This window comes from Rhizomicrobium palustre, assembly GCF_011761565.1.
Lineage (GTDB): Bacteria > Pseudomonadota > Alphaproteobacteria > Micropepsales > Micropepsaceae > Rhizomicrobium > Rhizomicrobium palustre.
In genome coordinates, this window is record NZ_JAASRM010000001.1 from 2283001 (window position 1) to 2308697 (window position 25697).

Annotated in this window: 23 protein-coding genes; 21 read left to right on the top strand and 2 right to left on the bottom strand. The window is 60.3% G+C overall.

Going from position 1 to position 25697, the window contains the following annotated elements; genetic code table 11:
* Nucleotides 1-217 precede the first annotated feature (217 nt).
* The 5 genes from FHS83_RS10285 (at nt 218) to FHS83_RS10305 (ending at nt 7504) form a co-directional block, all read left to right on the top strand.
* On the top strand, nt 218-1066 hold the full coding sequence (locus tag FHS83_RS10285) for a TolB family protein (RefSeq protein ID WP_167082875.1): 849 nt from the start codon (nt 218-220) through the stop codon (nt 1064-1066).
* Between the two features lie 98 nt (nt 1067-1164).
* Entirely contained in the window at nt 1165-2466 is a 1302-nt protein-coding gene (gene nhaD / locus FHS83_RS10290; RefSeq protein ID WP_167082876.1) for a sodium:proton antiporter NhaD, read from the top strand.
* A 259-nt stretch (nt 2467-2725) separates the two neighbouring features.
* On the top strand, nt 2726-3595 hold the full coding sequence (locus FHS83_RS10295; protein ID WP_167082877.1) for a YihY/virulence factor BrkB family protein: 870 nt from the start codon (nt 2726-2728) through the stop codon (nt 3593-3595).
* Between the two features lie 119 nt (nt 3596-3714).
* Complete coding sequence (locus tag FHS83_RS10300) at nt 3715-5109, top strand: MFS transporter (RefSeq protein WP_167082878.1); 1395 nt, start codon at nt 3715-3717, stop codon at nt 5107-5109.
* Nucleotide 5110: 1 nt separating this feature from the next.
* On the top strand, nt 5111-7504 hold the full coding sequence (locus FHS83_RS10305; protein ID WP_167082879.1) for a GH36-type glycosyl hydrolase domain-containing protein: 2394 nt from the start codon (nt 5111-5113) through the stop codon (nt 7502-7504).
* Here the strand turns inward: FHS83_RS10305 and FHS83_RS10310 are convergent, their stop codons facing one another.
* Nucleotides 7505-9268 (bottom strand): methyl-accepting chemotaxis protein, encoded by a 1764-nt coding sequence (locus FHS83_RS10310; RefSeq protein WP_167082880.1) that lies wholly within the window; start codon nt 9266-9268, stop codon nt 7505-7507.
* A gap of 79 nt (nt 9269-9347) precedes the next feature.
* Nucleotides 9348-9812: a cache domain-containing protein gene (locus tag FHS83_RS10315; protein ID WP_167082881.1), complete on the bottom strand. Its 465-nt coding sequence runs from the start codon at nt 9810-9812 to the stop codon at nt 9348-9350.
* Between the two features lie 632 nt (nt 9813-10444).
* Here FHS83_RS10315 and FHS83_RS10320 point away from each other — a divergent pair.
* The 16 genes from FHS83_RS10320 (at nt 10445) to folP (ending at nt 25677) form a co-directional block, all read left to right on the top strand.
* A complete protein-coding gene (locus FHS83_RS10320) occupies nt 10445-11608 on the top strand; it encodes an OpgC family protein (RefSeq protein WP_167082882.1) in 1164 nt (387 codons plus the stop codon).
* Between the two features lie 117 nt (nt 11609-11725).
* Nucleotides 11726-12472 carry a YebC/PmpR family DNA-binding transcriptional regulator gene (locus tag FHS83_RS10325; RefSeq protein WP_167082883.1) on the top strand — a complete coding sequence of 249 codons (747 nt, stop codon included), beginning with the start codon at nt 11726-11728 and terminating at the stop codon, nt 12470-12472.
* Between the two features lie 267 nt (nt 12473-12739).
* Nucleotides 12740-13246, top strand: coding sequence for a crossover junction endodeoxyribonuclease RuvC (gene ruvC / locus FHS83_RS10330; protein WP_167082884.1), 507 nt, complete (start codon nt 12740-12742; stop codon nt 13244-13246).
* Entirely contained in the window at nt 13243-13845 is a 603-nt protein-coding gene (gene ruvA, locus FHS83_RS10335) for a Holliday junction branch migration protein RuvA (protein ID WP_167082885.1), read from the top strand. Before ruvC ends, ruvA begins: the two co-directional genes overlap by 4 nt.
* Nucleotides 13846-14922 (top strand): Holliday junction branch migration DNA helicase RuvB, encoded by a 1077-nt coding sequence (gene ruvB / locus FHS83_RS10340; protein ID WP_167082886.1) that lies wholly within the window; start codon nt 13846-13848, stop codon nt 14920-14922.
* The gene (ybgC, locus tag FHS83_RS10345; protein ID WP_208414452.1) at nt 14915-15367 is read left to right on the top strand and encodes a tol-pal system-associated acyl-CoA thioesterase; all 453 of its coding nucleotides are present in this window, start codon (nt 14915-14917) and stop codon (nt 15365-15367) included. The genes ruvB and ybgC overlap by 8 nt, the downstream gene beginning before the upstream one ends.
* Before the next feature lie 93 nt (nt 15368-15460).
* Nucleotides 15461-16330 carry a protein TolQ gene (gene tolQ / locus FHS83_RS10350; protein WP_167082887.1) on the top strand — a complete coding sequence of 290 codons (870 nt, stop codon included), beginning with the start codon at nt 15461-15463 and terminating at the stop codon, nt 16328-16330.
* Between the two features lie 2 nt (nt 16331-16332).
* Complete coding sequence (gene tolR / locus FHS83_RS10355; RefSeq protein WP_167082888.1) at nt 16333-16791, top strand: protein TolR; 459 nt, start codon at nt 16333-16335, stop codon at nt 16789-16791.
* Nucleotides 16788-17588 carry a hypothetical protein gene (locus FHS83_RS10360; protein WP_167082889.1) on the top strand — a complete coding sequence of 267 codons (801 nt, stop codon included), beginning with the start codon at nt 16788-16790 and terminating at the stop codon, nt 17586-17588. The genes tolR and FHS83_RS10360 overlap by 4 nt, the downstream gene beginning before the upstream one ends.
* An 18-nt stretch (nt 17589-17606) precedes the next feature.
* Nucleotides 17607-18920: a Tol-Pal system beta propeller repeat protein TolB gene (tolB, locus tag FHS83_RS10365; RefSeq protein WP_167082890.1), complete on the top strand. Its 1314-nt coding sequence runs from the start codon at nt 17607-17609 to the stop codon at nt 18918-18920.
* 112 nt (nt 18921-19032) lie between these two features.
* Nucleotides 19033-19548: a peptidoglycan-associated lipoprotein Pal gene (gene pal, locus FHS83_RS10370; RefSeq protein ID WP_167082891.1), complete on the top strand. Its 516-nt coding sequence runs from the start codon at nt 19033-19035 to the stop codon at nt 19546-19548.
* 150 nt (nt 19549-19698) lie between these two features.
* Complete coding sequence (gene ybgF / locus FHS83_RS10375) at nt 19699-20616, top strand: tol-pal system protein YbgF (protein ID WP_167082892.1); 918 nt, start codon at nt 19699-19701, stop codon at nt 20614-20616.
* A gap of 37 nt (nt 20617-20653) precedes the next feature.
* Nucleotides 20654-21652: a tRNA lysidine(34) synthetase TilS gene (gene tilS / locus FHS83_RS10380; RefSeq protein ID WP_167082893.1), complete on the top strand. Its 999-nt coding sequence runs from the start codon at nt 20654-20656 to the stop codon at nt 21650-21652.
* A 143-nt stretch (nt 21653-21795) separates the two neighbouring features.
* Nucleotides 21796-23715, top strand: coding sequence for an ATP-dependent zinc metalloprotease FtsH (gene ftsH, locus FHS83_RS10385; RefSeq protein ID WP_167082894.1), 1920 nt, complete (start codon nt 21796-21798; stop codon nt 23713-23715).
* 112 nt (nt 23716-23827) lie between these two features.
* Nucleotides 23828-24871: a M50 family metallopeptidase gene (locus FHS83_RS10390; protein WP_167082895.1), complete on the top strand. Its 1044-nt coding sequence runs from the start codon at nt 23828-23830 to the stop codon at nt 24869-24871.
* Nucleotides 24868-25677, top strand: coding sequence for a dihydropteroate synthase (gene folP / locus FHS83_RS10395; RefSeq protein ID WP_167082896.1), 810 nt, complete (start codon nt 24868-24870; stop codon nt 25675-25677). Before FHS83_RS10390 ends, folP begins: the two co-directional genes overlap by 4 nt.
* Nucleotides 25678-25697 lie beyond the last annotated feature (20 nt).

Below are 25697 nucleotides of genomic sequence, written 5' to 3' on the forward strand. Positions count from 1 at the left end.
TCAGGGTGGTGTTTGGTGTTAGTGCGTATTGGCCGCAAAACGGAATGGGGCAGGCAAGCCCAGCAAAAACGAACGCCGCCAGCATTGCTGCTGACGGCGCTCATCCCCTCTGCGTCTCACTTGCACGAGTTTGTGAGCCGCTGCAAGGCACACGCGATCTGTCTTCTGTGTCGTTCCTGCATCATCCGCGCTAGAAGCAAAGGCGAAGGAGTTGGCGATGCAAAAAGTCGAGAGCTTTCTGGAAGTGATGGATCTGAAGACGCGCGCTCGTCGCGTCGTCTTCCACACCAAGGATCACATCGAGGCACCGAACTGGTCTCCTGATGGCGCGACCCTTGTCTATAACAGCGGCGGCCTTCTCTATCGCGTGCCCGCGGAAGGCGGCACGCCGGAACGCATCAACACAGGCGCGCTCGCCAAGCTCAACAACGACCATGGCATTTCCCCGGATGGAAAATGGATCGTGGTGAGCGACAAATCCGAGCCCGATACTTTCTCGCGCCTTTTCATCCTGCCCTTCGAAGGCGGCGCGCCGCGGCAGGTAATCCCTCAGGCACCCTCCTGGTGGCATGGCTGGTCGCCGGATGGAAAACGCCTCGCTTATGTCGGCGCGCGCGGCAATCGCACGCTCAATCTTTATAGCTGCCCTGTGGAAGGCGGCAGCGAGTTGCGTCTTACCCTAGGCGATTGGATGGATGACGGGCCGGACTATTCACCCGATGGCCGTTTCATCTATTTCAACTCGACCCGTAGCGGAAACATGAAGCTCTGGCGCATGGGCGTCGATGGCGCCTCGCCCGAGCAGATCACCTTCGAAGAGGATCGCCGCGATTGGTTCGCCCATCCCTCGCCGGATGGAAAATGGATCGTCTATCTCTCTTTCGGCACCGATATTCTCGTCACCGATCATCCGCCGAATAAAAAGGTGCAATTGCGTTTGCTGAAACCCGAAGGCGGCGCGCCGGAAGTCATCGCCGAATTGTTTGGCGGCCAGGGAACTATCAATGTTCCCTCCTGGTCGCCCGATTCCACGCACTTTGCCTTCGTCAGCTATCAGCTGGTGTAAGGGCCAATAAGACCCTGTTTGCAAAACTGCTCGCTAAGTCGCGATTTGTACCAGCACGCAATATCGGCTAGCTCTTTAGCGCTTTTCGAGGAACTGAGATGAATCTTGCCGCGCCGGCTGTTGTTGCCGTTTTTGTGCTCGCCTATGTTCTGGTGTTCCTCGAAGAACGGCTGCACTTGCGCAAATCGAAACCTGTGATGGTGGCCGCGGGGCTGATCTGGATTCTGGTCGCCATCGGATTTGGCCTCGAAAATCGCGGCGACGAGGTGCATGAGAAGATCACCCATGTTCTTCTCGAATATGCCGAGCTGTTGCTGTTCCTTTTGTCGGCGATGAGTTTCGTCAATGCGTTGGTCGAGCGGCGTCTCTTCGATGCCTTGCGCGCGCGGCTGACCGCGGCGAACATCTCAGTGCGTGGGATTTTCTGGCTCACCGGTGTGGGTGCGTTCTTCCTCTCCCCGATTGCAGATAACCTCACCACCGCGCTTGTCATGGGCGCGGTCGCGATTTCCGCGTTGCAAGGCCATAAGAAGGCCATCGTCATTGCGCTGGTCTCGATTGTGGTTGCGGCCAATGCGGGCGGTGCCTTCTCGCCCTTTGGCGACATCACCACCCTGATGGTCTGGCAGAAGGGCAAGGTCGAGTTCTTCGAGTTCTTCGACCTCTTCATCCCTTCTCTCGTCAATTGGCTGGTGCCTGCGCTGGTGATGAGTTTCTTCCTGCCTAAGGACCGCATCGCGGCAACCGGCGAACATGTGGCTGTGCGCCGGGGTGGTTATGTCATTGCGGGGCTGTTTCTCTGCACCATCGCGGCCACCGTCACGCTGGATCATGTGCTGCATCTGCCGCCCTTCCTCGGCATGATGACTGGGCTCGGCGTGCTCAACCTCTATGGCTATTTCCTGCATGGCTGGGAAAGCCGTGCCTTCGCCACCATCCCGGCTGAGGAGGGCCGCGAGCCCTTCAACATCTTTTCCATTCTGGAAAAGGTGGAATGGGACACGCTTCTGTTCTTCTACGGCATCATGCTCTGCGTCGGTGGCTTGTCGGCGGTGGGCTATCTTGGCGGCCTCTCGGCCTTTCTCTATCAGGACCTCGGCCCCACCACGGCCAATGTGACGGTCGGCATCCTTTCGGCGATTGTCGATAACATCCCGCTGACCTATGCGGTGCTGTTGATGGACCCGGTGATGAGCCATGGCCAATGGCTGCTCGTCACCTTGACTGCGGGCACCGGCGGCTCGCTGCTCGCCATTGGCTCGGCGGCGGGTGTTGCTTTGATGGGCTCGGCGAGGGGCGTCTACACCTTCGCGGCGCATCTGAAGTGGATTTGGGCGGTGGCGCTGGGCTATGCGGCCAGCATCGCGGTTCATATTTGGCTGAACGCGGCTTTGTTTTGAACGGCACGCAACAAAGCTCTGCTCAGCCAGTTACTGCCAAGCATTCGCCGGAGGTACTCCGATGCTGTTCTTGGCCGTGGGCTTCATAGCCTGCCTTTTTGGCATCATCGCGCTCCTGCCCGATTGCGAGGGGTTTGGGGACGAGTAAGGCCCGGTTCAGATTTCTCTCACGCTAACGGGAGCTTTGCGCTCTAATGGGCGTTGGGTCGCCAGAAGGTCATCGAGCTTGCGCAGGATCCTAAAGCTCCGGAGCGGGGAGATGTGGTTCCTCTTCCGGGAGGGGGTCCAAGAATTCTTCGCGGACAATGCGCTGAGCCGCGGGGCTGCGATCAGCTTTTACGCCATGACCGCGATGGGGCCGGTCTTCTACATTTGCGCCACCGTGGCCGGAATCTTCCTCGGCAACAGGGAAGCCACCACCCATCTCATCTATGAAGTGCGCCGCGTCGTCGGCCATGACACCGCCGCGACCATGGAGGCGGCAATCCAGGCATCCAAGCTGCAAGGCGGTTTCTGGCCGACCTTGTTCGGCGTGATCGTGCTGGTGCTGACCGCGGGGGGCGTCTTTGTCGAGGTGCAGTCGGCCCTCAACGCGATCTGGAAAGCGCCCGAGCCGCCCTTCTCCTATTGGCGGATGATCAAGACCTGGGCGCAATCCATCGCCCTGGTGGCGGGCCTCGGTGTGCTGCTCTGCTGCTCGCTCATTATCAACGCCGCCGTGGGCGCCTTCGGCCATTATTTCCATAACCTTTTCGGCATCGGTGGCGGCATCGTCTGGCTGTTGAACTTCGCGGTCTCCACCAGTCTGATCTGCTTCCTCTTTGCCGCCATCTACCGGCTTCTGCCGAACCGCGCGCTGCAATGGGGTGATGTGATCACCGGCGCGGTGGTCACCACCGGCTTGATCCTGATTGGCGAATACCTGATCGCGTTCTACCTCGCCGAGACGGCCCTGGCACATCGCTATGGTTCGGCAGGCGGGGCGATGGCGATCCTGATCTGGCTCTACTACTCGGTGCAGGTCTTCTTATTGGGGGCTGAGATCACCAAGGTCTGGTCCCGCCGCCATGGCAGCCCCGCCGCTCGCGCCATCGCCGCAGCACGCTACCGGCTCGATAAGGCACTCTAAGTAGCGGCCCTTTGACCTTTCGCTGCGACCGCTAGGGCATGGCGTTGTCCCCCGTGACGGGCTAGGGTACAAAAAACGGTAAGCGCTGTCGTAAGAAGACAAGCAAGAGGGGGAGGCCAATGGCAGACCGCAAAATCGGGGTGCTGGAGAAGATCGGCTACGGGCTGGGGGATGGCGCCTCCAACCTGATCTGGATGATTTTCATCTATTATCAGGTCAATTTTTACACCGACGTCTATGGCCTCGCCGCCTCCGCTGCGGGGACCATGCTGCTCGTGACACGCAGCTGGGATATCTTCGTCGACGTCATCATCGGCATGATTGCAGACCGCACCAATACGCGCTGGGGTAAGTTTCGCCCCTTCCTGCTCTGGATGGCGCTTCCTTTTGGCATTGTTGCCACGCTGGCCTTTACCACCCCGCCTTTCGATGACCACGGCAAGCTGATCAGCGCCTATGTCACCCTCACATTGCTGATGCTGGCCTATTCGGCGATCAACGTGCCCTATGGTGCGCTGATGGGCGTGATCTCGCCTGACCCGCAAGAACGCACCGAGCTTTCCGCTTATCGCTTCAGCTTCGCGCAAGGCGCGGGCTTCCTTGTCGCCATGCTCGCCATGCCGCTGGTGGCGGCGCTGGGGCAGGGCAATGAGCAAAAGGGCTATATGCTGACGGTGGCGCTGTTCTCGGTGCTCGCCATCGCGATGTTCATCGGCACCTTCGCCACCACCCGCGAACGCGTCGTGCCGGTGAAAGAGCAGAAGACCTCGACCAAGCAGGATCTGCTCGACCTCATGAAGAACGGGCATTGGATGCTGCTGTGCACGTTGGGCATCCTGCAGGTGTTCTTTGTTGCTCTGCGCGGCTCGTCGATGATCTACTACTTCAAATATTATATGAATGACGTGGTTTTCGCGGGGCCGTTCGGCTGGAGCATCCATCTTGGCGGCGCGGGTGGCACCGGCCCCTTCATCGTGATGGGCACGCTCACCTCGCTCGCCGCGACCTTCCTCATTCAATATGTAACGCCCTATACCGGCCGCAAGAACGCTTTCATCGGTTGCATGGTGTTGGGTGCGATCTCGCTGGTGGCATCGTTCTGGGTAAAGCCGGATCAGCTCTTGCTGCTCTATGGCTTCCACTTCCTCTATTCGATCTTCACCGGCCCGACTGCGGCGCTGCTCTGGGCGATGTTCGCCGATAGCGCGGATTGGTCGGAATGGCGTACGGGGCGCAGAGCAACCGGGCTGATCTTCTCGGCCTCGGGCATGTCCAACAAGCTCGGCTGGGCTTTGGGCGGCGCGCTCGCGCTCGCGCTTCTCTCCATCTATGGCTACCAAGCCAATATGGCGCAAACCGCGCATGCCCAGGAAGGCATCCGTCTTCTGATGGCGATCGTGCCCGCGATTGGCGCGCTCGTCTGCGGCTTGGGTATGCTCTTCTACTCATTGGAAAAACAGATGCCGAAAATCGAGGCGGACCTGGCCGCCCGGCGCAGCAAAAAAGAGGCCTGACGTGCAGTTCGGACATTTCGACAACGCCGCCAAGGAATATGTCATCACGCGGCCCGATACGCCGCGCTCCTGGAGCAATTATCTCGGCTCCACGGAGTTCGGTTCGATCATCACCAACAATGCGGGCGGCTACACCTTCTACCGCTCGGCGGCGCAGGGCCGTTTCGTCCGCATAAGGTTCAACGCCGTGCCGCTGGACCAGCCGGGCCGTTATATCTATCTGCGCGATGCCGAAAGCGGGGATTACTGGTCCGCCTCCTGGCAGCCGGTGGGAAAGCCGCTCGACAGCTATAAGTCCGAATGCCGTCACGGCACAGCCTATACGGTGATCTCGTCGGAATATGCTGGGATCAAGGCCGAGACGACCTATTTCGTGCCGCTTGGCAAGACGCTGGAAGTCTGGCGCCTCAAGCTCACCAATACGGGCGCAAAGCCGCGCAAGCTCTCGGCCTTCACCTATGTCGAATATGCCGGCAATTGGAGCGCCTTCAACGATCTCACCAACCTGCAATATTCGCAGTTCATCGTGCGCATGGGTGTCGAGGACGGCATCATCGATCACGGCACGAACGTGCATATCCCGGAAGACCCGAAGAATTTCGAGAATGCCGATCAGGGCCGCCACACCTTCCTCGCCCTCGTCGGCGCGCCGGTGACGGGTTTTGATACCGACCGCACCGCCTTCATTGGCACCTATGGTTCCTATGCCAAGCCGAAAGCGGTAGAGGCGGGGCGCTGCTCCGGCTCGCTCGCTTATGGCGATAATGGCTGCGGCAGTTTGCAGACCGACATCGAACTCGCACCCGGAGAGACGCGTGAAATCACCGTGCTGATGGGTGTTGGACGCGCGGGCGTGGAAGGCAAAGCCGCCGCCGCCGCCTTTTCGCAAGAAGGTGTCGTCGACAGCGAGCTGGCGATGCTCAAAGCCTATTGGCATGGCCGCATCGAAGGGCTGACGGCGGAAACGCCCGATCCGGCGTTCAATTCCATGCTCGCCATATGGGGCCCGTTCAATTGCCAGATGACCTATGCCTGGTCGCGTGCCGCCAGCCTCATTTACGCCGGTGAGCGCGATGGCCTTGGCTATCGCGACACGGTGCAGGACCTTTTGGGCGTGATGCATGCCATTCCGCAGGAAGCGGTGAAGCGGCTGGAGCTGATGCTCTCGGGCCAGCTTGCCAATGGCGGCGCCATGCCGGTGGTGAAGCAATTCGCCCATCACCCGGGATCGGAAAAAGAGCCGCCGGAGCATGAATACCGCTCCGATGACGGGATGTGGCTGTTCAACACGGTCCCGGCCTATATCAAGGAAAGCGGCGACACGGGTTTCCTCAACAAGGTCATCCCTTACGCCGATCATGGCGAGGCGAGCGTGCTTGGCCATTTGCGCCGCGCCATCGATTTCAACCTCACCCATTCGGGAAAGCATGGTCTTCCTTGCGGCCTCTCGGCGGATTGGAACGATTGCATCCGCCTCGGCAAGAATGGCGAGACCGTGATGGTCGCCTTCCAGCTGCGCTTTGCGCTCGCCACCTATGCCGAGCTTTGCGCGATTGCGGGTGAGGCGGGCGAAAAGGCCTGGGCCGAACAGATGCTGGCCGAGTTCGATGCGCGCCTGGCTGAGACCACTTGGGACGGCGCCTGGTATTTGCGCGGCTTTGGCGAAGACGGCACCAAGTTCGGCTCGCATGAGCTGAAGGAAGGCGCGATCTTCCTCAACACGCAAACCTGGGCTGTGTTTTCCGGTCATGCCCAAGGCGAGCGTGCCGAGACCGCGATGGGTTCGGTGGAAAAGCATCTTTCCTCCGAATATGGCCTTGCCCTCTGCGCCCCGCCTTTTGTCGAAACCTCGATGAAGGTGATGCGCGCGGTGCTGTTCAATCCCGGCATGAAAGAGAATGGCGCGGTCTTCACCCATACCCAGGGCTGGGCGGTGATTGCCGAGACCATGCTTGGCCATGGTGACAGGGCCTATCGCTATTATCGTGCCACCATGCCCGCGGCCTGGAACGACAAAGCGGAGGTGCGCGAGATCGAGCCTTACGTCTATTGCCAGTTCACCCACACCCCGCCGAGCCCGCATGCGGGCGCTGCGCGCGTGCCATGGCTGTCGGGGTCTGCCTCTTGGGCCTATGTCGCGGGCACGCAATACGTTCTCGGCATCCGCGCCGATTGGAACGGGCTCACCATCGATCCCTGCATTCCGGCTTCTTGGCCCGGTTTCACCGCCACGCGCCGTTTCCGCGGCAAGACGGTGTCGATCACAGTCAAGAATCCGAAATGCGTCGAAAAGGGTGTCGCCAAGCTCACGCTGAATGGCGAGGTCTTAAGCGGCAATCTCGTTCCTGCCGATAAGCTGAAGGACTCCAACGCTGTTGTGGTGGAGATGGGCTAACTATCTCCTCGCCACCACCCGCAGCCGCGCGGCCTGTGCACCGCCGACCCGGAAGAAGCCGATCTGCTGGGCCAGTTCCTCGGTTTCGTGTGCCAAGCTGCGCGCCGCGGCGGTGGATTCTTCCACCATGGCGGCGTTCTGCTGCGTGACCTGATCCATCTGACCGACGGCGGTGTTGACCTCGCTGATTGAGCTTGATTGCTGCCCGGCGGCTTGCGAGACTTGGCTGACCAGCTCGTTGATGTGCAGGATCTGCTCGACAATGCGCCCGAGCGCCTGGCCGGTATCGCCCACGATCTTCACACCTTCGGCGACATGACCTTCCGAGGCGGTGATCAGCGCCTTGATTTTCTTCGCGGCATCGCTGGAGCGGCCCGCCAGCGCGCGTACTTCGGTCGCGACCACGGCGAAGCCCTTGCCGGCCTCGCCCGCCCGGGCCGCTTCCACGCCCGCATTCAAGGCGAGCAGATTGGTCTGGAAGGCGATCTCGTCGATCACGCCGATGATTTCGGCGATCTGTTTGGAGGATTGCTCGATCTTATCCATGGTGGCGACGGCGGTGCCGACAACGGTGCCGCCTTCTTCGGCGGCCGATTTAGCGGCGATGGCCCGCCCATTGGCTTCTTTGATCGCGGTTGCGGTTGTCTTGACTGAATTGGTGATCTCTTCCAGCGCGGCGGCGGTTTCTTCCAAGGTCGCTGCCTGCTGTTCGGTGCGACGGGAAAGATCATCGGTGGCTTTGGAGATATCGGCCGCGCCCGAGGAAATCTCGCGGGTGGAGGTGGTGACCTGCTGCATGGTGGTTTCAAGCCGCCCCATCGCGACGTTGAAATCATCCTTCAGCTTGGCGAAGGGGCCTGTCAGTTCGGCGCTGATGCGCGCCGTCAGATCGCCATTGGCGAGCGCGGAAAGCCCTTCGCCCACGCTGCCTACGATGACCTGAACCTGATCGGATTTGGCCTTCTCTGCGGCCGTCAACTGCTCGCGCAGGCGTAACGTCGCGCTGGCGAGCTGGCCGACCTCATCACGCCGGTCCTGGCCGGTGATGACCACGGCACGATTGCCCTCCGCGATCTTCTCGAGTACCTCGGCAATATTTGCGAGGGGTGTGGAGATACGCGTCCCCATGATGAAGGAAAGAAACAGGGCCACGGCAATGATCACGCAGAGGCTGATGGCAAAAATGACTTCGCCGCGATGCATGCCCGCGCGGATGTCACTCAGCGTATCGGCCTTTTTCTGGGTCATCGCTGTGATGATCTTGGCAAGTGCCTCGTCCATCACCTCGAAACGCTGACGCGTTCCGGTCATCATGCCTGCCGAAGTCGCGGCATCGCTGGTAGCCATATCGGCGGTATCTTTGCCGCGCTTGACATAGGCTTTCAGCAGTGTCTCGAAGCCGGAAATTTCGCTTTCGGCAAAGCCCTCTGCTTTCATAGAGGCCTTAACCTGGGCAAAGGAATTCAGGAAAACGTCGAATTTTTTTTGCACCTTGGTAGAGAGCGCTTCGAGTTTTTTCTCGTCACTCTCGCTGCCGGCTACCGATGCAAGGCGGTAAAGATCGCGAACGGTGTCATCAGATGCATTCTGAAAATTGCCGATAACGTCATCATCATGGATGACGCCGTTCTGCATGAAGGCCGTCTTTGTGGCGTTGCTGTCCAAAAGCAAATAGCCATAAACGCCAAGTGCGGCCGTCAGGCCCACGATCACCAGCGCGAGCAGCTTCAGCTTCGTGCGGATCGTGATGTCGCTTTCTTTCATGTGCGCCCGTTTCATACGTAAAAATAAAGAAAAAGATGGGCGGCGGGGGAACCGCCCATAAAGGGAGGACGGCCAGGAACTATTTGTAGATGCCGGCGCACACGACAGTGTCGTTCAGCTTCTCGCAATAGGTGGATTTCGGTTCCAGCTTCTTGGTCAGCGGATCAGAAAATTTGTAATCCTGCCAGAAACTCGCCTTGGTCTTCATCAGGTCCATGCGGGTTTTGATGTAGTAGACCCCATCGGCGTCCTGCGCATCGATCAGATCCTTGCCAACCAGCTTGGCGTTGCTGCCATGGGCCAGGCATTTGCCGGTGGAATCGTACACCACCACATAGAGGTCGCGATCATGAAAGGCTTCGGCTTTGGAGGTGAAGGCCTCATAGGCTTTTTGCGGGCCATCGGCTTTGATAGCGGCAGCGGCCTTTTTCACCATCGCGACGGCTTCGTCCTTGGTGGCGTGTTCGCCGCCTGCCCAGCCCGACATCGTGGCCAGGGCCAAGGCAATGGCCGATGCAGCGGCAAATCTCACGGCAGTATTCATGCGTTTGTCTCCCGGGTGCGGCGAGCTTCTTGCCCGCTCCACGGGAAGGCTATGCGTTAGGAGTGAATTGTTCCTGAGAAGATGTACCTGTAAACGGTGTGCTGCTGGTAGCGGTAGCAGTAGAAAAGTCTTTATACGGAAGGACATGCGGGGGACATCCGCATTCGCGAAAAGCCCTTACGTACTTGCGCCTATGTCCTTAACTGGGACAAACGCCCGTCTGGATATAAATTCGTATACGGATTATTTGGCTGGAAGATGTGCAGCCCTTACGCCTGTATCTATTCCTTGCAGCACCTTGGGCCCTCACGATGGCTTTTTGTTTGGAGCCGTGATCGCCCTTGGAACCTGCGCCGAAGCGGCGCCTGTCCTAAAAGTGCGAGTGACAGTGCCATCAAACCTAAAGTATACGCCGCACACGCCGCCCCTTTTGCGCGGGTTGCAAAACGTCGGGCCTGGCGCCGCGGCAATCGGGCCTCGCGAATTGGTGAACGAGGCCGCTGAAGTTCGCGTGAAATCTTCGACAGAGTGTCGCATTCGCCCGATAGGCGCCCCACAATTGCCCCGTTCCGTGGTCTAAAGCTCAACATCCAAAGCAGTGGTGCCGCGCAGCGGCGGGTTCGGACGGCGTCATGACCAAAACTTCCAAGCGCGACGACCGCATCGATTTCATTCGCGGGCTCGCGCTGCTCGTGATTTTTATCGATCATGTGCCGAAGAATATATTCGAGCCCTTCACGCTGCACAGCTTTGCCTTTTGCGATGCGGCGGAGGTTTTCTTTTTTCTCTCCGGCTATGTCGCTTCGCTGGTCTATGGCCGCGCCATGCTGCGCGATGGTTTTGTTACTGCCGCTAAGAAGGTGTGGCGCCGCGCCGGTGTGATCTATCTCAGCCAATTGGGTTTGATGGCGGCGGTGCTGGCACTGGTGGGATTGTTTATCGCGGCAACAGGCGATCAGACCTATCGCTGGGTGTTTCGCGCACAATGGGTGTTCGAGAATCCGATTGCCTATATCTGGCCGACGCTCACCATGCATTTTCAGCCCGGCTATCTCGACATCCTGCCGACTTATGTTGTGCTGCTCGCGGTGTTTCCGCTGGTCTTGAAGGGACTGGAGCGCAGTCTCTGGCTGGTCGTGGCGCCGTCGTTTCTGCTGTGGGTAGCCGTGCAGGTGTTTGGCCTTAAATTATGGACCACCAGCGGCGAGCCCTGGTTCTTCAATCCCTTTTCCTGGCAATTCATTTTTGTCTTGGGCGCGGTGATCGGCCATCCGGCGCAGAAGGGGCAATTCAGTTTTGCCGCCAGCCGCCGCGTCTTCTGGGCGGCGCTCGCCATTGTGGTTCCTGTCGCGCTGATCCAGATGAGTGAAACCTTGAGCGCCCATCTCTGGTTCATCACCAGCCTGCGTCCGCACACCCTTCTGCTGGATAAGACCGCGCTCGGCTTTTTGCGGCTGGTCAGCTTCTTTGCCCTCGCCATCGTTCTGATCCGCTTCCTGCCGCCGATTGGAGCCTTGAGCAACAAGCCCTGGGCGCAGGCCATCATTCGCTGTGGCAGCCTTTCCTTGCAGGTTTTCTCCTTCGGCGTTTTGCTGGCGAGTGTCACGGCGGTCAGCGCGGTGCTTTCTGGCGGCAATGCTTGGGTGCAATCGGTGTTGACCATCGCCGGGATCGCGGCCCAGCTCGCCTTTGCCGCTTGGCATATGGCGAAGAAGCGGGAAGCTGTAGAAGCCGAACGTCGTCCCAGCCTTCTTGCCGATATCTACCCCCAGCCCGCCCGCTCACTGCGGCAGTAATGAAATAAGGAATATTATCCTTGTGTCGCCTGCGCCCTGCAGCCGCTCTTGCGCTTGACGGGGGCGTCCGGCTATCTCACCGCCCCTATTCCAATCTCCTTAGAAGAAGTCCTTCCGATGGCCGGTCATTCCCACGCCAAGAACGTGATGTTCAAGAAGACCAAGGCGAACGCGGTGCGTTCCAAGCTCTTCTCCAAGCTCGCGCGCGAAATCACCGTCGCGTCCAAGATGGGCATGCCCGACCCGGACCACAATCCGCGCCTGCGCGCGGCCATCATCGCCGCCCGCGAACAGTCCATGCCCAAGGACAATATCGAGCGCGCCATTAAGAAGGGCCAGGGCAACGACGCCGAGAACTATGACGAAATCCGCTATGAGGGCTATGGCCCGGGCGGCGTCGCGCTGATCGTGGAATGCCTCACCGACAACCGTACCCGTACCGCGGCTGACGTTCGCGCCGCCTTCTCGAAATTCGGCGGGGCGTTGGGCGAGACCGGCTCTGTCGGCTTCATGTTCGACCGTTTGGGCGTGATCACCTATCCACTCAGCAAAGGCTCGGCTGACGAGATGCTGGAAATCGCGCTCGAAGCGGGCGCCGATGAAGTCGATACCGACGAGAACGAACACGAATTCACCTGCTCACCGGATGTCTTCGCCCAGGTGCGCGAGGCTCTCGAAGCCAAGCTCGGCGTGGCGGCCTCTTCGGGCATGTTCTTCCGCCCGCAGAATACCAACCTGGTGCCCGACAATGTCGGCGAGACGCTGATGAAGCTGATCGACGTGTTGGAAGATAATGACGACGTGCAGCGCGTCACCGGCAATTACGAGCTCTCCGACGCCTTGATGGCGAAGCTGGGCGAATAACGCCGCATCGGCTTGAACGGCGCGCGGCAGCCCCCACATCTAAGGGGCTGTTTGACCGCGCCGATTTGTCTGTTTTTCAGTCTCGCTCGCCGGGGCCCCATCGAGGCCAAACTTTCTGGCGAAAATTCTTCCATATCAGCCGCTTACGGCGAAAAACGGCGACTGGAACGTAAATTTTTGCATTTTCTAACGCGGGTCTATCCCCCTCAAAATAGACTTCGCCAGGGCAATCCCCGAAACTCTATTCGCGATTCGTTCGGGTTTGACATGCCTAAAGTCCGCATTATGGGGCTCGATCCCGGCCTGCACCGTATGGGGTGGGGGGTGATCGATTGCGAGGGCACCCGCCTTAGCCACGTCGCCCACGGCGTGATCATCACCCATGCTTCCGAAGGCATGGGTATTCGCTTGATGAAGCTGCATGAAGAGGTCGCCCGGATCATTGCAGGGCTGAACCCTGGCGCTATCGCGGTGGAACAAGCCTTTGTTTTTAAAGACCCTTTGGCGGCCCTGAAACTCGGCCATGCTCGCGCGGTGGCGATCCTTGCGGCAGCTCAAGCCGGGCTCGAGATTGCCGAATATGCCCCCAACCACATCAAGAAGTCGGTGGTCGGTGTCGGCCATGCCGGCAAGGAACAGGTGCAGGCGATGGTGAAGCGGCTCTTGCCCGCTTGCGGGGTGGAGCAGGCCGACGCCGCCGATGCGCTCGCCGCCGCCATAGCGCATGCGTCTCTCGCGGGCACCCGCGCAAAGATCCTGGCAGCCTTATCATGATCGGAAAACTCAAAGGCACCGTCGATACCATCGCCGAGGATCACATTATCCTCGACGTTCATGGCGTGGGCTATTTGGTGCAATGCCCGGCTTCGACCATGGCCAAGCTTAGTGTGGGCGAGGCGGCGGCACTGCTGATCGAGATGAAGGTAAGCGAGGACGCGATCCGGCTTTACGGCTTTGCCTCCAGCGAAGAGCGCGAGTGGTTTCGCCTCTTGCAGACGGTGCAGAGCGTCGGCGCCCGCGTCGCCCTCAACATCCTTTCGGCGCTTAATCCCAGAGCCATCGGCAAGGCCATTGCGCTGGCCGACAAGGCGATGATCGGCCAGGCGCAAGGGGTGGGGCCGAAGCTCGCCACCCGCATCATCACCGAACTGAAAGACAAGGCCCCGAACGTCATTCTGCGTCAGGACCCGGGCGAGGTGCTGGCCATCCCAGCAAATCGCGGCCCCGAGGCCGATGCCGTGCTGGCCCTGACCAAGCTGGGCTATTCCCAGAGCGTAGCAGCCGAATCCGTGGCCAAAGCGGCGGGCGGGCTGGGCGAGGGCGCCGCGCTCGATACATTGATACGTGAAGCGTTGAGGGCTATGGGTCGATAAATGGCACCGAAAAAGCCCATCCCCGCCTTCACCGAAAAGAACCCGCTCATCGCGCCTGAGCGCAATGAGGAAGACGCGCTTGAATCCTCGCTGCGGCCGAAGTCGCTCGCCGAATTCACCGGCCAGGCGCTGGCGCGCGAAAACCTCGCCGTCTTTATTCAAGCTGCCAAAGCGCGCGGCGAAGCGCTCGATCATGTGATGTTTTCCGGCCCGCCCGGCCTTGGCAAAACCACACTGGCGCAGATCGTGGCGCGCGAGCTGGGCGTGAACTTCCGCTCTACCTCTGGCCCGGTCTTGGCGAAGGCGGGCGACCTCGCTGCCATCCTCACCAATCTCGAACCGCGCGACGTGCTCTTTATCGACGAAATCCATCGTCTCAATCCGGCCGTGGAGGAAATCCTTTATCCGGCGATGGAAGATTTCGAACTCGATCTCGTCATCGGTGAAGGTCCTTCGGCGCGCTCCGTGAAGATCAGCCTCGCGCCTTTCACCCTGGTGGGCGCCACCACGCGCGCGGGCCTTATCACCACGCCCTTGCGCGACCGTTTTGGCATTCCCATCCGGCTCAATTTCTACACTGCCGATGAGCTGCTCTCGATTGTGGAGCGCGGCGCGCGTGTTTTGGGCTTCGAACTCACCACTGATGGGGCGCGCGAAATCGCTTCGCGGGCGCGCGGCACGCCGCGTATCTCCGGGCGGCTTTTGAAGCGCGTGCGCGATTTCGCAGCCGTGGCGGGCCATCCCGTGGTGGATGCCAAAATCGCCGATGCCGCGCTCAACCGTCTGGAAGTCGATGCCAAGGGGCTCGATGCTTTTGACCGGCGTTATCTGAAACTCATCGCCGACAATTTCGGCGGGGGGCCGGTGGGGATCGAGACCATCGCGGCGGCTTTGGGTGAGGCGCGCGACGCCATCGAGGAGACCATCGAGCCTTATCTCTTGCAGCAAGGGTTTGTGCAGCGCTCCCCGCGCGGCCGTATTCTGACCGCCAACGCCTATACCCATTTGGGGCTTCCGGCGCCCGCGCGCGATCCGGCGCAAATTGCTCTCTTCGCGGAGGAGGACGGCGATGCGTGAGCCTGATCCCGTGACCCCGAGGATGGAGGGCAACACTTTCGTCTTCCCGGTGCGTATCTATTACGAGGACACCGATCTTTCCGGCATCGTCTATCATGCGAATTACTTGCGATATATGGAGCGGGCCCGCACGGAGTTCTTCCGCTTCCTGGGCTTGAAGGCGGCGGCCATGGAAGATGCCGATCCGTCAGCTTGGGCGTTACGCAAGCTCGAGATCGACTATCTGCGCCCTGCCAAGTTCGACGATATCGTCGAGGTTCGGACCAACGTTGTCGCACTCTCGGCCGCCCGGCTCATCGCGCAGCAGTCGATTTATGCCCATGGGGTACAACTGACGCGTGGTCAGGTCGAGGCCTGCATTATTTCTTTGACAGGAAGGCCAAAACGCATTCCCCAGGAAGTGCGTGACAAAGTTCTGCCTTTTGTTTCTGAAACAGTCGCTTAACAATGTTTTCGGGGCTCTCCCGATAAGTTTCCGAGCAAATTTTCTCCGCACCCGGCATACTAAGCCTGGGGGACCCGCACGAGGTTGCGCAGCATGAAGACGATCAGGGGATTTGTAGCGGCGCTGTTTTTGGTTCTGGCAGCCCCGATGGCGGCAGGTCCTGCCCTGGCGCAACAGGCGCCGAGTGCCGCGCCAACGGGCGAACCGGCCGAGACCGCTCCGCTTGCCGCGCCTGTGACCAATGTAGATACCCAAAATACCGGTGGGGCAGCCATCAGCGCCCACGGCATTTCGGTGGTGGACATGTTCTGGCGCGCCGACCCCTTGGTGAAGGGCGTTTTCGGCCTCCTGCTGCTCTCCAGCATTTGGTCCTGGGTGATCATCATCAATAAGGGCTTGGCCCTTTCCACCCTGAACAATCGCGCCAACCGTTTCGAGAAGACCTTCTGGTCCGGCCAGTCGCTCGACGAGCTCTATGCCCAGTTCGCCCAGCGCAATAACCACCCCCTCGCGGCGGTGTTTGTTTCGGGCGTGCGCGAATGGCGCCGCGCTTTCGAACATGGCACGCCCAGCCTCGCGATCCTGTCCGGTACCAAGGATCGGGTCGAGAAGGCGATGAGCGTCACTATTTCCCGCGAGATCGACTCGGTCGAGAAGAGCATCGGCTTTCTTGCCACCGTCGCTTCTACAGCGCCGTTTGTGGGTCTGTTCGGCACCGTCTGGGGCATCATGAATTCCTTCACGGCGATTGCGGCCCGCCATGACACCACGCTTGCCGTGGTCGCGCCGGGCATCGCGGAAGCTTTGTTCGCCACGGCAATGGGCCTTCTTTGCGCCATTCCCGCAGCGATTTTCTATAACCGCTTCGTCGCTGAGATTGGGCGTTACGGCAATCGTCTCGACGCTTTCTCCGATGAGCTCTCCGGCATCCTGTCGCGCCAGCTTGACGAAAAGGCGCGCTGAGTATGGGCGCGGCGATTTCCTCTTCAAGCCGGGGTAAGCGCGGCAGAGGCCGCCGTCCTATGGCTGAGATCAACGTCACGCCCTTCGTGGACGTGATGCTGGTGCTTCTGATCGTGTTCATGGTGACGGCGCCATTGTTGACCGCGGGTGTGCCGGTGGATCTTCCGAAAACGCGTGCGCAGACGCTGGGCCAGGATCGCGAACCCTTGTCGATCACGGTGCGCAAGGACGGCCGTATTTTCCTGCAGAACACGGCGGTGGAGCCCGACACTTTGGTGGAGCGGCTCAAAGCCATCGCAGCGAACGGCTATGACCAGCGCATTTTCGTGCGCGGCGATTCCAGCGTCGATTACGGGCGGGTGATGGAGGTGATGGGGCTTTTGTCCTCCGCCGGCTTCACCAAGATCGGTCTTGTCACCGGGCCGCCCAAGCACAGCACGGATGAAAAACAGGGCCAATGAGAACCAGGCCGACAGCGGACAAGGCAGCCCCGCTGCCTTTGGGGGTGGTCGCCTCAATCGCACTGCATGCGATTTTGGTGGTGCTTCTGTTCGTGTCTTTTTCCAAGAAGCTCGATTTACCTACGGAAGACATTCCGCTGGTGCCGGTGGATCTCGTCTCAGTCAGCGACAAGACCAACATTGCCCCGATGGAGAAGAAGGAAGAGGCGCCCAAGCCCCCGGATGCGCGCGAAATCGTGCCCGAGGAAAAAGAGGTCGCGCCGCCGAAATTCGAAGTCGCGCCCGACGCTAAGCCTGTTCCCAAGGAGAAGCCGAAGGAAGCTGACAAGCCGAAAGAGGCTGATAAGCCCAAGCCCGTGGACAAACCCAAAGAGGCCGAGAAGTTCGATATCAACAATATCGAAAAGCTGCTCGCCAAAAAGAAGCCGAACACCAACATCAAGGCTGGCCCACGTGACATCAAGGGTGTCGGTGCCCAGACCGGGATGACGGCTGATCTCGCCAGCCTGATGCAAAGCCAAATCTATCGCTGCTGGAGCCCGCCCACCGGCACGCCGCATCCCGAACGGCTGATCGTGCAATACCGGCTCTTCCTCAATCGGGATGGAACCATTGCGCAGCCGCCACAGTTGGTAGGAGATTCCGCGAATGCGGCGGGGGATCCTTATATGGCGGCGGCGGCAGGGGCTGCTCGTCGCGCGATTTACACCTGTTCCCCTTACAAGCTGCCAGTAGACCGGTATGCTCAGTGGCGTGACGTGATTTTCACTTTCGATCCGCGCCAATTGAGCCAATAAGGTGATACGGAGATTGGGATGAAGAAGCTCGTACTTGCGGTTCTGGCGCTCTTCGCCATAGCGATACCGTCGCAGGCGGCGCTGCAGGTAGACGTCAACCAGGGCAACATCCAGCCCCTTCCGATCGCCATTCCCGATTTTGTGGCGCCCGCTCCTGCGGGTACCGACCCTGCCGCTGCCGCCGCGATTCAGAACATGGCCAAGGTGGTGCGCGCCGATCTGGAGCGTTCCGGTCTCTTTAAGCCGCTGGATCCCAAGAGCTATATCGACCAGATCAACAACATCAACGTGGCGCCGAACTTCCAGAACTGGCGCGTAATCACCGCCCAGGGCCTCGTCACCGGCCAGCTTTCGATGCAGCCCGACGGGCGCCTGCGGGTCGATTTCCGCCTGTGGGACGTCTATGGCGAAAGCCAGATGCTGGGGTTGCAGTATTTCACCCAGCCAACCAATTGGCGCCGCATCGCCCATATGATCTCGGACGCGATCTATCAGCGCATCACCGGCGAGAAGGGCTATTTCGATACGCGCATCGTGTTCATCTCGGAATCGGGCCCGGCGCTGAAGCGCGTCAAGCGTCTGACCATCATGGATGAGGATGGCGCCAATGCGAGCTACCTCACCAATGGCTTCCTGGTGTTGACGCCGCGTTTCAATCCGACCGCGCAGATGATCGCCTATATGTCCTACACCACGGGCAAGCCGCGCGTGTACCTCTTTGACCTGGAAACGGGCCGTCAGGAGAAGTTGGGCGACTTCCCCAACATGACCTTCTCGCCGCGTTTCTCGCCGGACGGCAATCTCGTTGCCATGACGTTGGAGATGGGGGGCAATTCGGACATCTACCTGATGGATTTGCGCACCCGTCAGACTAAAAGGCTGACCTTCGACCCCTCGATCGATACGGCGCCGTCCTTCTCTCCGGACGGAAAGCAGATCGTCTTCGAGTCTGACCGGGGCGGCTCACAACAAATTTACGTGATGAATATCGATGGCACGAACCCCCATCGCATCAGCTTTGGCGAGGGCCGGCACGGTACGCCCGTGTGGAGCCCGCGTGGAGATCTCATCGCGTTTACCAAGCAAGGCGGTGGCCAATTCAGCATAGGTGTCATGCGTCCCGACGGAACCGGCGAAAGAATCCTTACAAATGGCTGGGAAGATGAAGGGCCGACTTGGGCGCCAAATGGCCGCGTATTGATGTTTACCCGGACGTTGCAAGGCGGACGGGGGTCTCAAATCTGGTCGGTGGACGTGACGGGGCGCAATTTGCGCCGCGTTGCGACGCCGGGGGACGCGTCTGATCCGGCGTGGTCGCCCTTGATCCAGTAGGTCCGGAGTCCGTACAATCCCCAGCGACCGAGGGCGTATTGGGGTAGGTGCGAAATCTAGTGCGGAGCTTTCGCAGTCGGCTTCCGCGCATTCAAAAGGAGTTGGGATAACCATGAAGAAATTTGCTGTCGGCCCGAAGCTGGCCGCTGTTGCTGTTGCTGTTTTTGTCGTCGGTTGCGCCAAAGAGCCGCCGCCGCCCGCCCCGGCCCCCGCGCCGGTCGCCGCTCCGGCCCCCGCGCCGACGTCGAAGATCGTGCCGGGTAGCGCTGAAGATCTGCGCGTCAACGTCGGCGACACGGTCCATTTCGAATACAACCTTTATGCCGTTCAGGACGCCGATAAGGCCACTGTGCAGCGTCAGGCTGCTTGGCTCGCCAAGTATCCGAACATCAAGGTGACCGTCGAAGGTCATGCTGACGAACGCGGCACGCGTGAATACAACATCGCGCTCGGCGCCAAGCGCGCCAACGCCGTGAAGGAATACCTGGTCAGCCTCGGCGTCTCCGCCGCGCGCGTCGACACGGTCTCCTACGGCAAAGAGAAGCCGATCTGCACGGAATCGACGGAAGCCTGCTGGGCGCAGAACCGCCGCGGCGTGACGATCGTCGCCTCTGGCGCGAATTCCTAAGCCTTAGGTCAGGTTTATGAGGTGACGGGGCGCCGGTTTCGGCGCCCCTTTGCTTTTCGGGCGTTTTTCCATCTAGGAAAGCTGGCTCTTGTGTCATACCGGTAAGGCGACCGGCGAAGCTCTTTGGCCTAGACTGCGCGGAGGATGAAGATGAACAGGCGCCCAATGAAATGGCAGTTGATGGCCGCTGCGGCGGTGCTCGCAGGCAGTGCCGCTCCGGCTTTCGCCGCTCCCCCAGTACCGCAGACAGTGCAGATACGCGGCCTGTTCGGCGAGAGCGATGAGGAGAAGGCCGCCCGTCTCAAAGCGGAAGCGCGCGAGAATGATCAGGATGCTGGTATCGCCGAATTGCGCCAGCGCATGAGCGATCTCGAACAGGCCCTGCGCATCGCCAACGGCACCAATGAGCAGCTCTCGCATCAGCTCAATGTCATGTCGCAACGGCTCGACAAGCAGCAGAAGGATTACGACTACAAGCTCTGCGAGCTTTCCAGCCAGGTTTTGGGAACGGCCGGTCAGGCTCCGGGGCAGGGCGCTTTGCCGTGCGATTTCTCGGGAGGCTCGCAAGCCGCGCCTCAGGCCTCCGCTCAGCCCTCGCAAGCGATGGGCTCCGGCCCTAATGGCGGCACCCTTGGCACGCTTCCGGCAAATCCCGGTGTCCAAGCTGGCGCGCCCGCAGGCGATCCGGCCCGTGGCCAGTATGACGAGGCGATGAATCTCCTCGCGCGTGCCCGGTATGACGAAGCGCGGGCGGCTTTCCGCGGCTTTGCCGATGCCAATCCGAAAGACAGTCTGGCGCCGCAAGCCGTCTATTGGGTCGGCAATATTGCCTTTGTGCAAAAGGATTATGCCGCGGCCGCCTCGGCTTTCGCCGAGCAGATCAAGAAATATCCCTCAAGCCCGCAAGGGGCTGAGAGCATGTTGAAACTCGGCCAGTCGCTGATTGGCTTGGGCGAAAAGAAAGAAGGGTGCCTCACGCTTGGCGCGATCAAGAGCAAGTACAAGCAAGCTCCGGCCAACATCCTCACGCAAGCCGCCAACGCACGCGACAAATTCTGCGCCAAGTGAGGTCATAGCCGCGCTGAAGACCTGCTTCGCAGAGGCCATGCGACATGCGCCATGGCCTGCGGCAGTGGGCGTATCGGGCGGCAGCGATTCGGTTGCCTTGATGTACCTCTTGGCGGGCTGGGCTTCAGATCACGGCCTGCCTGCGCCCCTGGTTGTCTGTGTTGATCATGGCCTGCGTCCAGAGGCAAAAGCAGAAGCCAAGCGCGTTATGGCGTGGGCGCGCGCGGCAGGGCTGAAGGGGCAAGTCCTGGCGCATGAGGGCTCGGCGCCTTCGCGCGATATCGAAGCCGCCGCGCGGGCTATTCGCTATGGCCTGATCGGTGCCTTTGCCCGGAAAAAGAAGCTCGCGGCCGTTTATGTCGCCCATACCGAAGACGATCAGGCCGAAACTTTCCTGCTGCGGTTGGCGCGCGGCAGCGGCGTTGATGGTCTCTCGGGCATGCGCCCGCTGGCCCCGTTTCCTGATCCTGCTTATTCCGATCTGGTGGTCGCCCGGCCGTTACTGAACGTATCGCGCCAAACTTTGCGTGCGTACCTTCAAGGGCTCGAACAGGATTTCATCGATGACCCGATGAATGCGGACCCGCGCTTTACGCGTGTGCAGCTACGTCAGGCGATGCCGGAACTGTCCAAACTGGGTCTGACGCCGGCACGTTTGGCCCTGACCTGCGGGCATTTGGCGCGTGCGCGTGGGGCGCTTGAACTTGCCGCAGAGGCGGTAATGGCGCGGGCCAGCCATCCTTTGGGTTCAGCAATGCTTCTCGATTCTGAGGCTTTGGGTTGTGCCCCTCCGGAACTTGCGTTGCGAACCCTGGCTTCAGTGTTGATGGCGGTGTCAGGAAATCCCTACCGGCCCCGCTTTGAACGGCTTGCCGCGCTCTATTCTGCTATTTCCCGTGGGGATATCGCGGGCGGACGCACCCTTCATGGTTGCCGTATCGGCCCCGCACCCAAGCGATTCCAACACTTTGGCGCCGCGACCCTGGTGGTGGAGCCCGAAAAAGACCGTTCCAGCAGGAACCCAACCAAACCTTAACGGGCAGCTCAGCATAATCGGCGTTCAGAGATAGACGTACTCCGCGAAAATCCTTAACCTTTCCTGGCTGGCAAAGGCGGAAATTCGCCCTATCTATACGATAGAGTTTTTTGCCGCTGACTGGGCCCGGAGAAAGGATCGCCTTGAACAACCTGCGAAATCTAGCGCTTTGGATCCTCATCGCGCTGCTGCTGGTTCTCCTGTTCAATCTCTTTCAGGGATCGAGCCAGCGCGCCGCCACACCGCCTTTGACCTATTCGCAATTCGTGCAGAAGGTCGATGCGGGTGAAGTAAAAGAAATCACCAAATCGGGTGAGCAGGTGAAGGGCGAGCTGACCAACGGCACCCAATTCACCACCACCGTCCCGACCGACAATCCGGCACTTATCCCGCGCTTGGAAGCCCATAAGGTGTCGATCAACATCGCCAAGCCTGATGAAGGCATGTCGCCGTTGCTCAATGTCCTGGTGAGCTGGTTCCCGATGCTGCTTCTGATCGCGGTGTGGGTGTTCTTCCTGCGCCAGATGCAGTCCGGCGGCGGCAAGGCGATGGGCTTCGGCAAAAGCCGTGCGAAGCTTCTCACCGAGCGTCAGGGCCGCGTGACCTTTGAAGATGTCGCTGGCGTTGATGAAGCCAAGGACGATCTGAAGGAGATCGTGGACTTCCTCAAGGATCCGCAGAAGTTCCAGCGCCTGGGTGGCCGCATTCCGAAGGGCGTACTGCTCGTCGGCCCTCCGGGTACCGGTAAGACCTTGCTCGCCCGCGCCATCGCTGGCGAAGCCAATGTGCCGTTCTTCACGATTTCCGGTTCGGACTTTGTGGAAATGTTCGTCGGCGTCGGCGCAAGCCGCGTCCGCGATATGTTCGAACAGGCCAAGAAGAACGCGCCTTGCATCGTCTTCATTGACGAAATCGACGCCGTGGGCCGTCATCGCGGTGCTGGTCTCGGCGGCGGTAACGACGAACGCGAACAGACCCTCAACCAGTTGCTGGTCGAGATGGATGGCTTCGAATCCACCGAAGGCGTGATCCTGATCGCGGCGACCAACCGTCCCGACGTTTTGGACCCGGCCTTGCTGCGTCCTGGTCGTTTCGACCGTCATGTCGTGGTGCCTAATCCGGATCTCGGCGGCCGTGAGAAGATCCTGCGCGTGCATATGCGCAAGGTTCCGCTCGCTCCCGACGTCGATCCCAAGGTTATCGCGCGTGGCACGCCTGGGTTCTCGGGCGCTGATCTGGCCAACCTCGTCAACGAAGCTGCTTTGCTGGCGGCGCGCCGCGGCAAGCGCGTGGTGACGATGTATGAGCTGGAAGAGGCCAAGGATAAGGTGCTGATGGGCTCGGAGCGTCGCTCCATGGCCATGAGCGAAGAGGAAAAGCGTCTCACAGCTTATCACGAAGGCGGTCACGCCATCGTGGCCCTGAACGTGATTGGCTCCGACCCGATCCATAAGGCGACCATCATTCCGCGCGGGCGTGCCCTCGGTATGGTGATGCGTCTGCCGGAACGTGATCAGCTCTCGGTCACGCGCCAGAAGATGGAAGCAGATCTTTGTGTCGCCTTTGGCGGCCGTCTTGCCGAAGAACTTGTCTTCGGGCACGAGAAGGTCACGACCGGCGCGATCAGCGACATCGAACAGGCCACCCGCATGGCCCGCGCTATGGTCACACGCTATGGCATGTCGGATGATCTGGGCCCCATCGCTTATGCTGAGAACCAGGAAGAGGTCTTCTTGGGCCACAGTGTTTCGCGTACCCAGAACATTTCCGAAGCCACCGCGCAGAAGATCGATTCTGAGATCAAGCGGATCATCGATACTGCGTATAACAAGGCGCGCCAGATCCTCACCGATAAGATGACCGATCTGAACGTCTTGGCGCGCGGCCTGCTCGAGTACGAAACCCTCTCGGGTGATGAGATCGTGGCGCTGCTCAAAGGCATTCCGCCGGTGCGCACGCCTTATGAAGAGCCGGAGCCGCAGCGCGGTCCTGGCCCCTCCGTCCCGTCGGCTGGTGTGCCGCGCGGCGGCATAATCGCTCCGGAGCCGCAGCCGGGCCATTGAGTTCGGCTCACCCCGCACAGACAAGAAAGGCTCGGGTCATCCCGGGCCTTTTTTTGTGATGCCGTCGAAGGCGGCGATTTCACTTCATCGCTTCCACGCTTACCCTGATGCCATGCACAATGAATCCGGATCTTCGGCCCCACCAAGACCATCCCTCGCGGTGGGGCTGATCGTTTTTGTGCTCGTCTTCGTGGCGAGTGCTGTTGCGTTGTGTTTTGAAGCAGAGCTTCCGTACCTCTATGGCCGGGCTGCTGCGGTTGTCTTTGTCATAACCGCCGGTCCCCTTTTGGTGTTGGCGCATGAGGGCGGCCATTATGCCGTTGCCCGGCTTATCGGGTGGCGGGTCGCCCTCTTTACCTGGGGCGGCTACACCATCCGCTTGAGGCCTTGGCGCATTCGCCATGGTGCGCCGCCTTTCTCCGACGCCTGGGGCGCCGTTGTGGCTGTGCCAACCCAGGAAAGCCGCTGGGGTTACATCGCCGTCTTTGCCGGCGGTCCCGCCGCTAATCTGGCGATCGCACTCCTAAGCGCTGTGACAGCATCGGCGCTTGAAACGGAAGCGGCTGCATTTTTCTGGCTCTTGGCCGCGCTGTCACTTCTGGCGGGCGTGACCAATCTTTTTCCATGGCGCAAAGGTTCTGATGGGGCGCAGATCGTCTCGATTCTCGGCGAGCGTGATTTGACCGCGCGTACATTGATGGCGCGGCTGGCGGAGCAGATGATCGGTGAAGTTCGTCCACGCGATTGGCCGCCAAGTTTGATGCAATCGGCCATGCGGTTGACGCTCTGGACCCCATATTCCGTCCTGCTGCTGCTCCTTTACGTTTGGCACATGGACCGCGGCGAGGTGGATGCCGCGCGCAGGATTTGGCTGCGGACTGGCGACGACTCTGAGGTTATTTGCGAACGGGCCTTCTTTTCGGCTTTTGTTGACGGCGACGCGCAAGGCGCCGATGGCCTTCTTACGCGTGCAGGTGCAGATCCCTCCTGTCTTCGCTTTTGGCGGGCCAAAGCCGCAATCGCCGTTCAGCAAAATGACTTTCCGCTTGCGCGAGAGGCCATTCGGATGGCGCGGATTATCGCCGGGCGAGATCCTTATGCTACGGTCTGGGATCGTGAAGTACTTGATCAATTGGAGCTGCGCTGTACGGCATGAGCCCCCACATCTTAGGCATCGTGAACATCACGGCGGATTCATTTTCCGATGGCGGTAAATACCTCGCTGCCGAGGCCGCAATTGCGTATGCCAAGAAGCTCGTGGGCGATGGCGCGGCGATGCTCGATTTGGGTGCGGCGGCCTCCAACCCAAAGGCAGAGAGCATCTCGCCCGAGGTGGAAATCGCTCGCCTCGCGCCGGTGATCGCGGCACTCCATGCGGCGGGACTGCCGGTCTCTATCGATACCTTCTCGCCAAAGGTGCAGTGCTGGGCGTTGGATCAGGGCGTGGCGGCGCTGAACGATATCCATGGCTTTGCCCATCCCGAGATTTACCCGCGCCTGGCCGATAGCACGGCCAAGCTGATCGTCATGCATGCGGTGCAGGCTGAGGGACGGGCGACGATCGAGGACATTCCGCCAGAGGAGATTTTCGGCCGGGTTGCGGCGTTCTTCGACGCCCGGCTGAACGCCCTCCTGAAAGCGGGGGTGGCGCGTTCGCGGCTTATTCTCGATCCGGGCATGGGCATGTTCCTGTCCCGTCGTGCGGAGGCCTCCTACGAGATGCTGGCGCGGATTCCCGAGCTGAAACGGCAGTTTGGCCTGCCGGTGCTGATTGGTGTGTCGCGGAAATCCTTCCTGCGCCAGGGCCGGCCGGCAGGGGAGGCTGGGCCAGCCACCCTCACCGCTGAAATTTTTGCAAGTTCTCTGGGAGCGGACTATATCCGCACCCATGATGTCGCGGCGCTGGCCGATGGCTTGGCCGTCTGGTCCGCCGCAACAGCCCGTAACATAACGTCAATTTAAACGCGTCACGCTATTGCTAC

Bases quoted from the DNA above. Each gene is read 5' to 3' on its own strand.
- tolQ (WP_167082887.1), top strand. From the start codon at position 15,461: ATGAAGACGATCAGGGGATTTGTAGCGGCGCTGTTTTTGGTTCTGGCA.
- FHS83_RS10390 (WP_167082895.1), top strand. From the start codon at position 23,828: ATGCACAATGAATCCGGATCTTCGGCCCCACCAAGACCATCCCTCGCG.
- FHS83_RS10325 (WP_167082883.1), top strand. From the start codon at position 11,726: ATGGCCGGTCATTCCCACGCCAAGAACGTGATGTTCAAGAAGACCAAG.
- folP (WP_167082896.1), top strand. From the start codon at position 24,868: ATGAGCCCCCACATCTTAGGCATCGTGAACATCACGGCGGATTCATTT.
- FHS83_RS10300 (WP_167082878.1), top strand. From the start codon at position 3,715: ATGGCAGACCGCAAAATCGGGGTGCTGGAGAAGATCGGCTACGGGCTG.
- tilS (WP_167082893.1), top strand. From the start codon at position 20,654: ATGCGACATGCGCCATGGCCTGCGGCAGTGGGCGTATCGGGCGGCAGC.
- FHS83_RS10315 (WP_167082881.1), bottom strand. From the start codon at position 9,812: ATGAATACTGCCGTGAGATTTGCCGCTGCATCGGCCATTGCCTTGGCC.
- ybgF (WP_167082892.1), top strand. From the start codon at position 19,699: ATGAACAGGCGCCCAATGAAATGGCAGTTGATGGCCGCTGCGGCGGTG.
- nhaD (WP_167082876.1), top strand. From the start codon at position 1,165: ATGAATCTTGCCGCGCCGGCTGTTGTTGCCGTTTTTGTGCTCGCCTAT.
- ybgC (WP_208414452.1), top strand. From the start codon at position 14,915: ATGCGTGAGCCTGATCCCGTGACCCCGAGGATGGAGGGCAACACTTTC.
- ruvC (WP_167082884.1), top strand. From the start codon at position 12,740: ATGCCTAAAGTCCGCATTATGGGGCTCGATCCCGGCCTGCACCGTATG.
- FHS83_RS10310 (WP_167082880.1), bottom strand. From the start codon at position 9,268: ATGAAAGAAAGCGACATCACGATCCGCACGAAGCTGAAGCTGCTCGCG.
- FHS83_RS10320 (WP_167082882.1), top strand. From the start codon at position 10,445: ATGACCAAAACTTCCAAGCGCGACGACCGCATCGATTTCATTCGCGGG.
- tolB (WP_167082890.1), top strand. From the start codon at position 17,607: ATGAAGAAGCTCGTACTTGCGGTTCTGGCGCTCTTCGCCATAGCGATA.
- pal (WP_167082891.1), top strand. From the start codon at position 19,033: ATGAAGAAATTTGCTGTCGGCCCGAAGCTGGCCGCTGTTGCTGTTGCT.
- FHS83_RS10360 (WP_167082889.1), top strand. From the start codon at position 16,788: ATGAGAACCAGGCCGACAGCGGACAAGGCAGCCCCGCTGCCTTTGGGG.
- ruvB (WP_167082886.1), top strand. From the start codon at position 13,846: ATGGCACCGAAAAAGCCCATCCCCGCCTTCACCGAAAAGAACCCGCTC.
- FHS83_RS10285 (WP_167082875.1), top strand. From the start codon at position 218: ATGCAAAAAGTCGAGAGCTTTCTGGAAGTGATGGATCTGAAGACGCGC.
- tolR (WP_167082888.1), top strand. From the start codon at position 16,333: ATGGGCGCGGCGATTTCCTCTTCAAGCCGGGGTAAGCGCGGCAGAGGC.
- ruvA (WP_167082885.1), top strand. From the start codon at position 13,243: ATGATCGGAAAACTCAAAGGCACCGTCGATACCATCGCCGAGGATCAC.
- FHS83_RS10295 (WP_167082877.1), top strand. From the start codon at position 2,726: ATGTGGTTCCTCTTCCGGGAGGGGGTCCAAGAATTCTTCGCGGACAAT.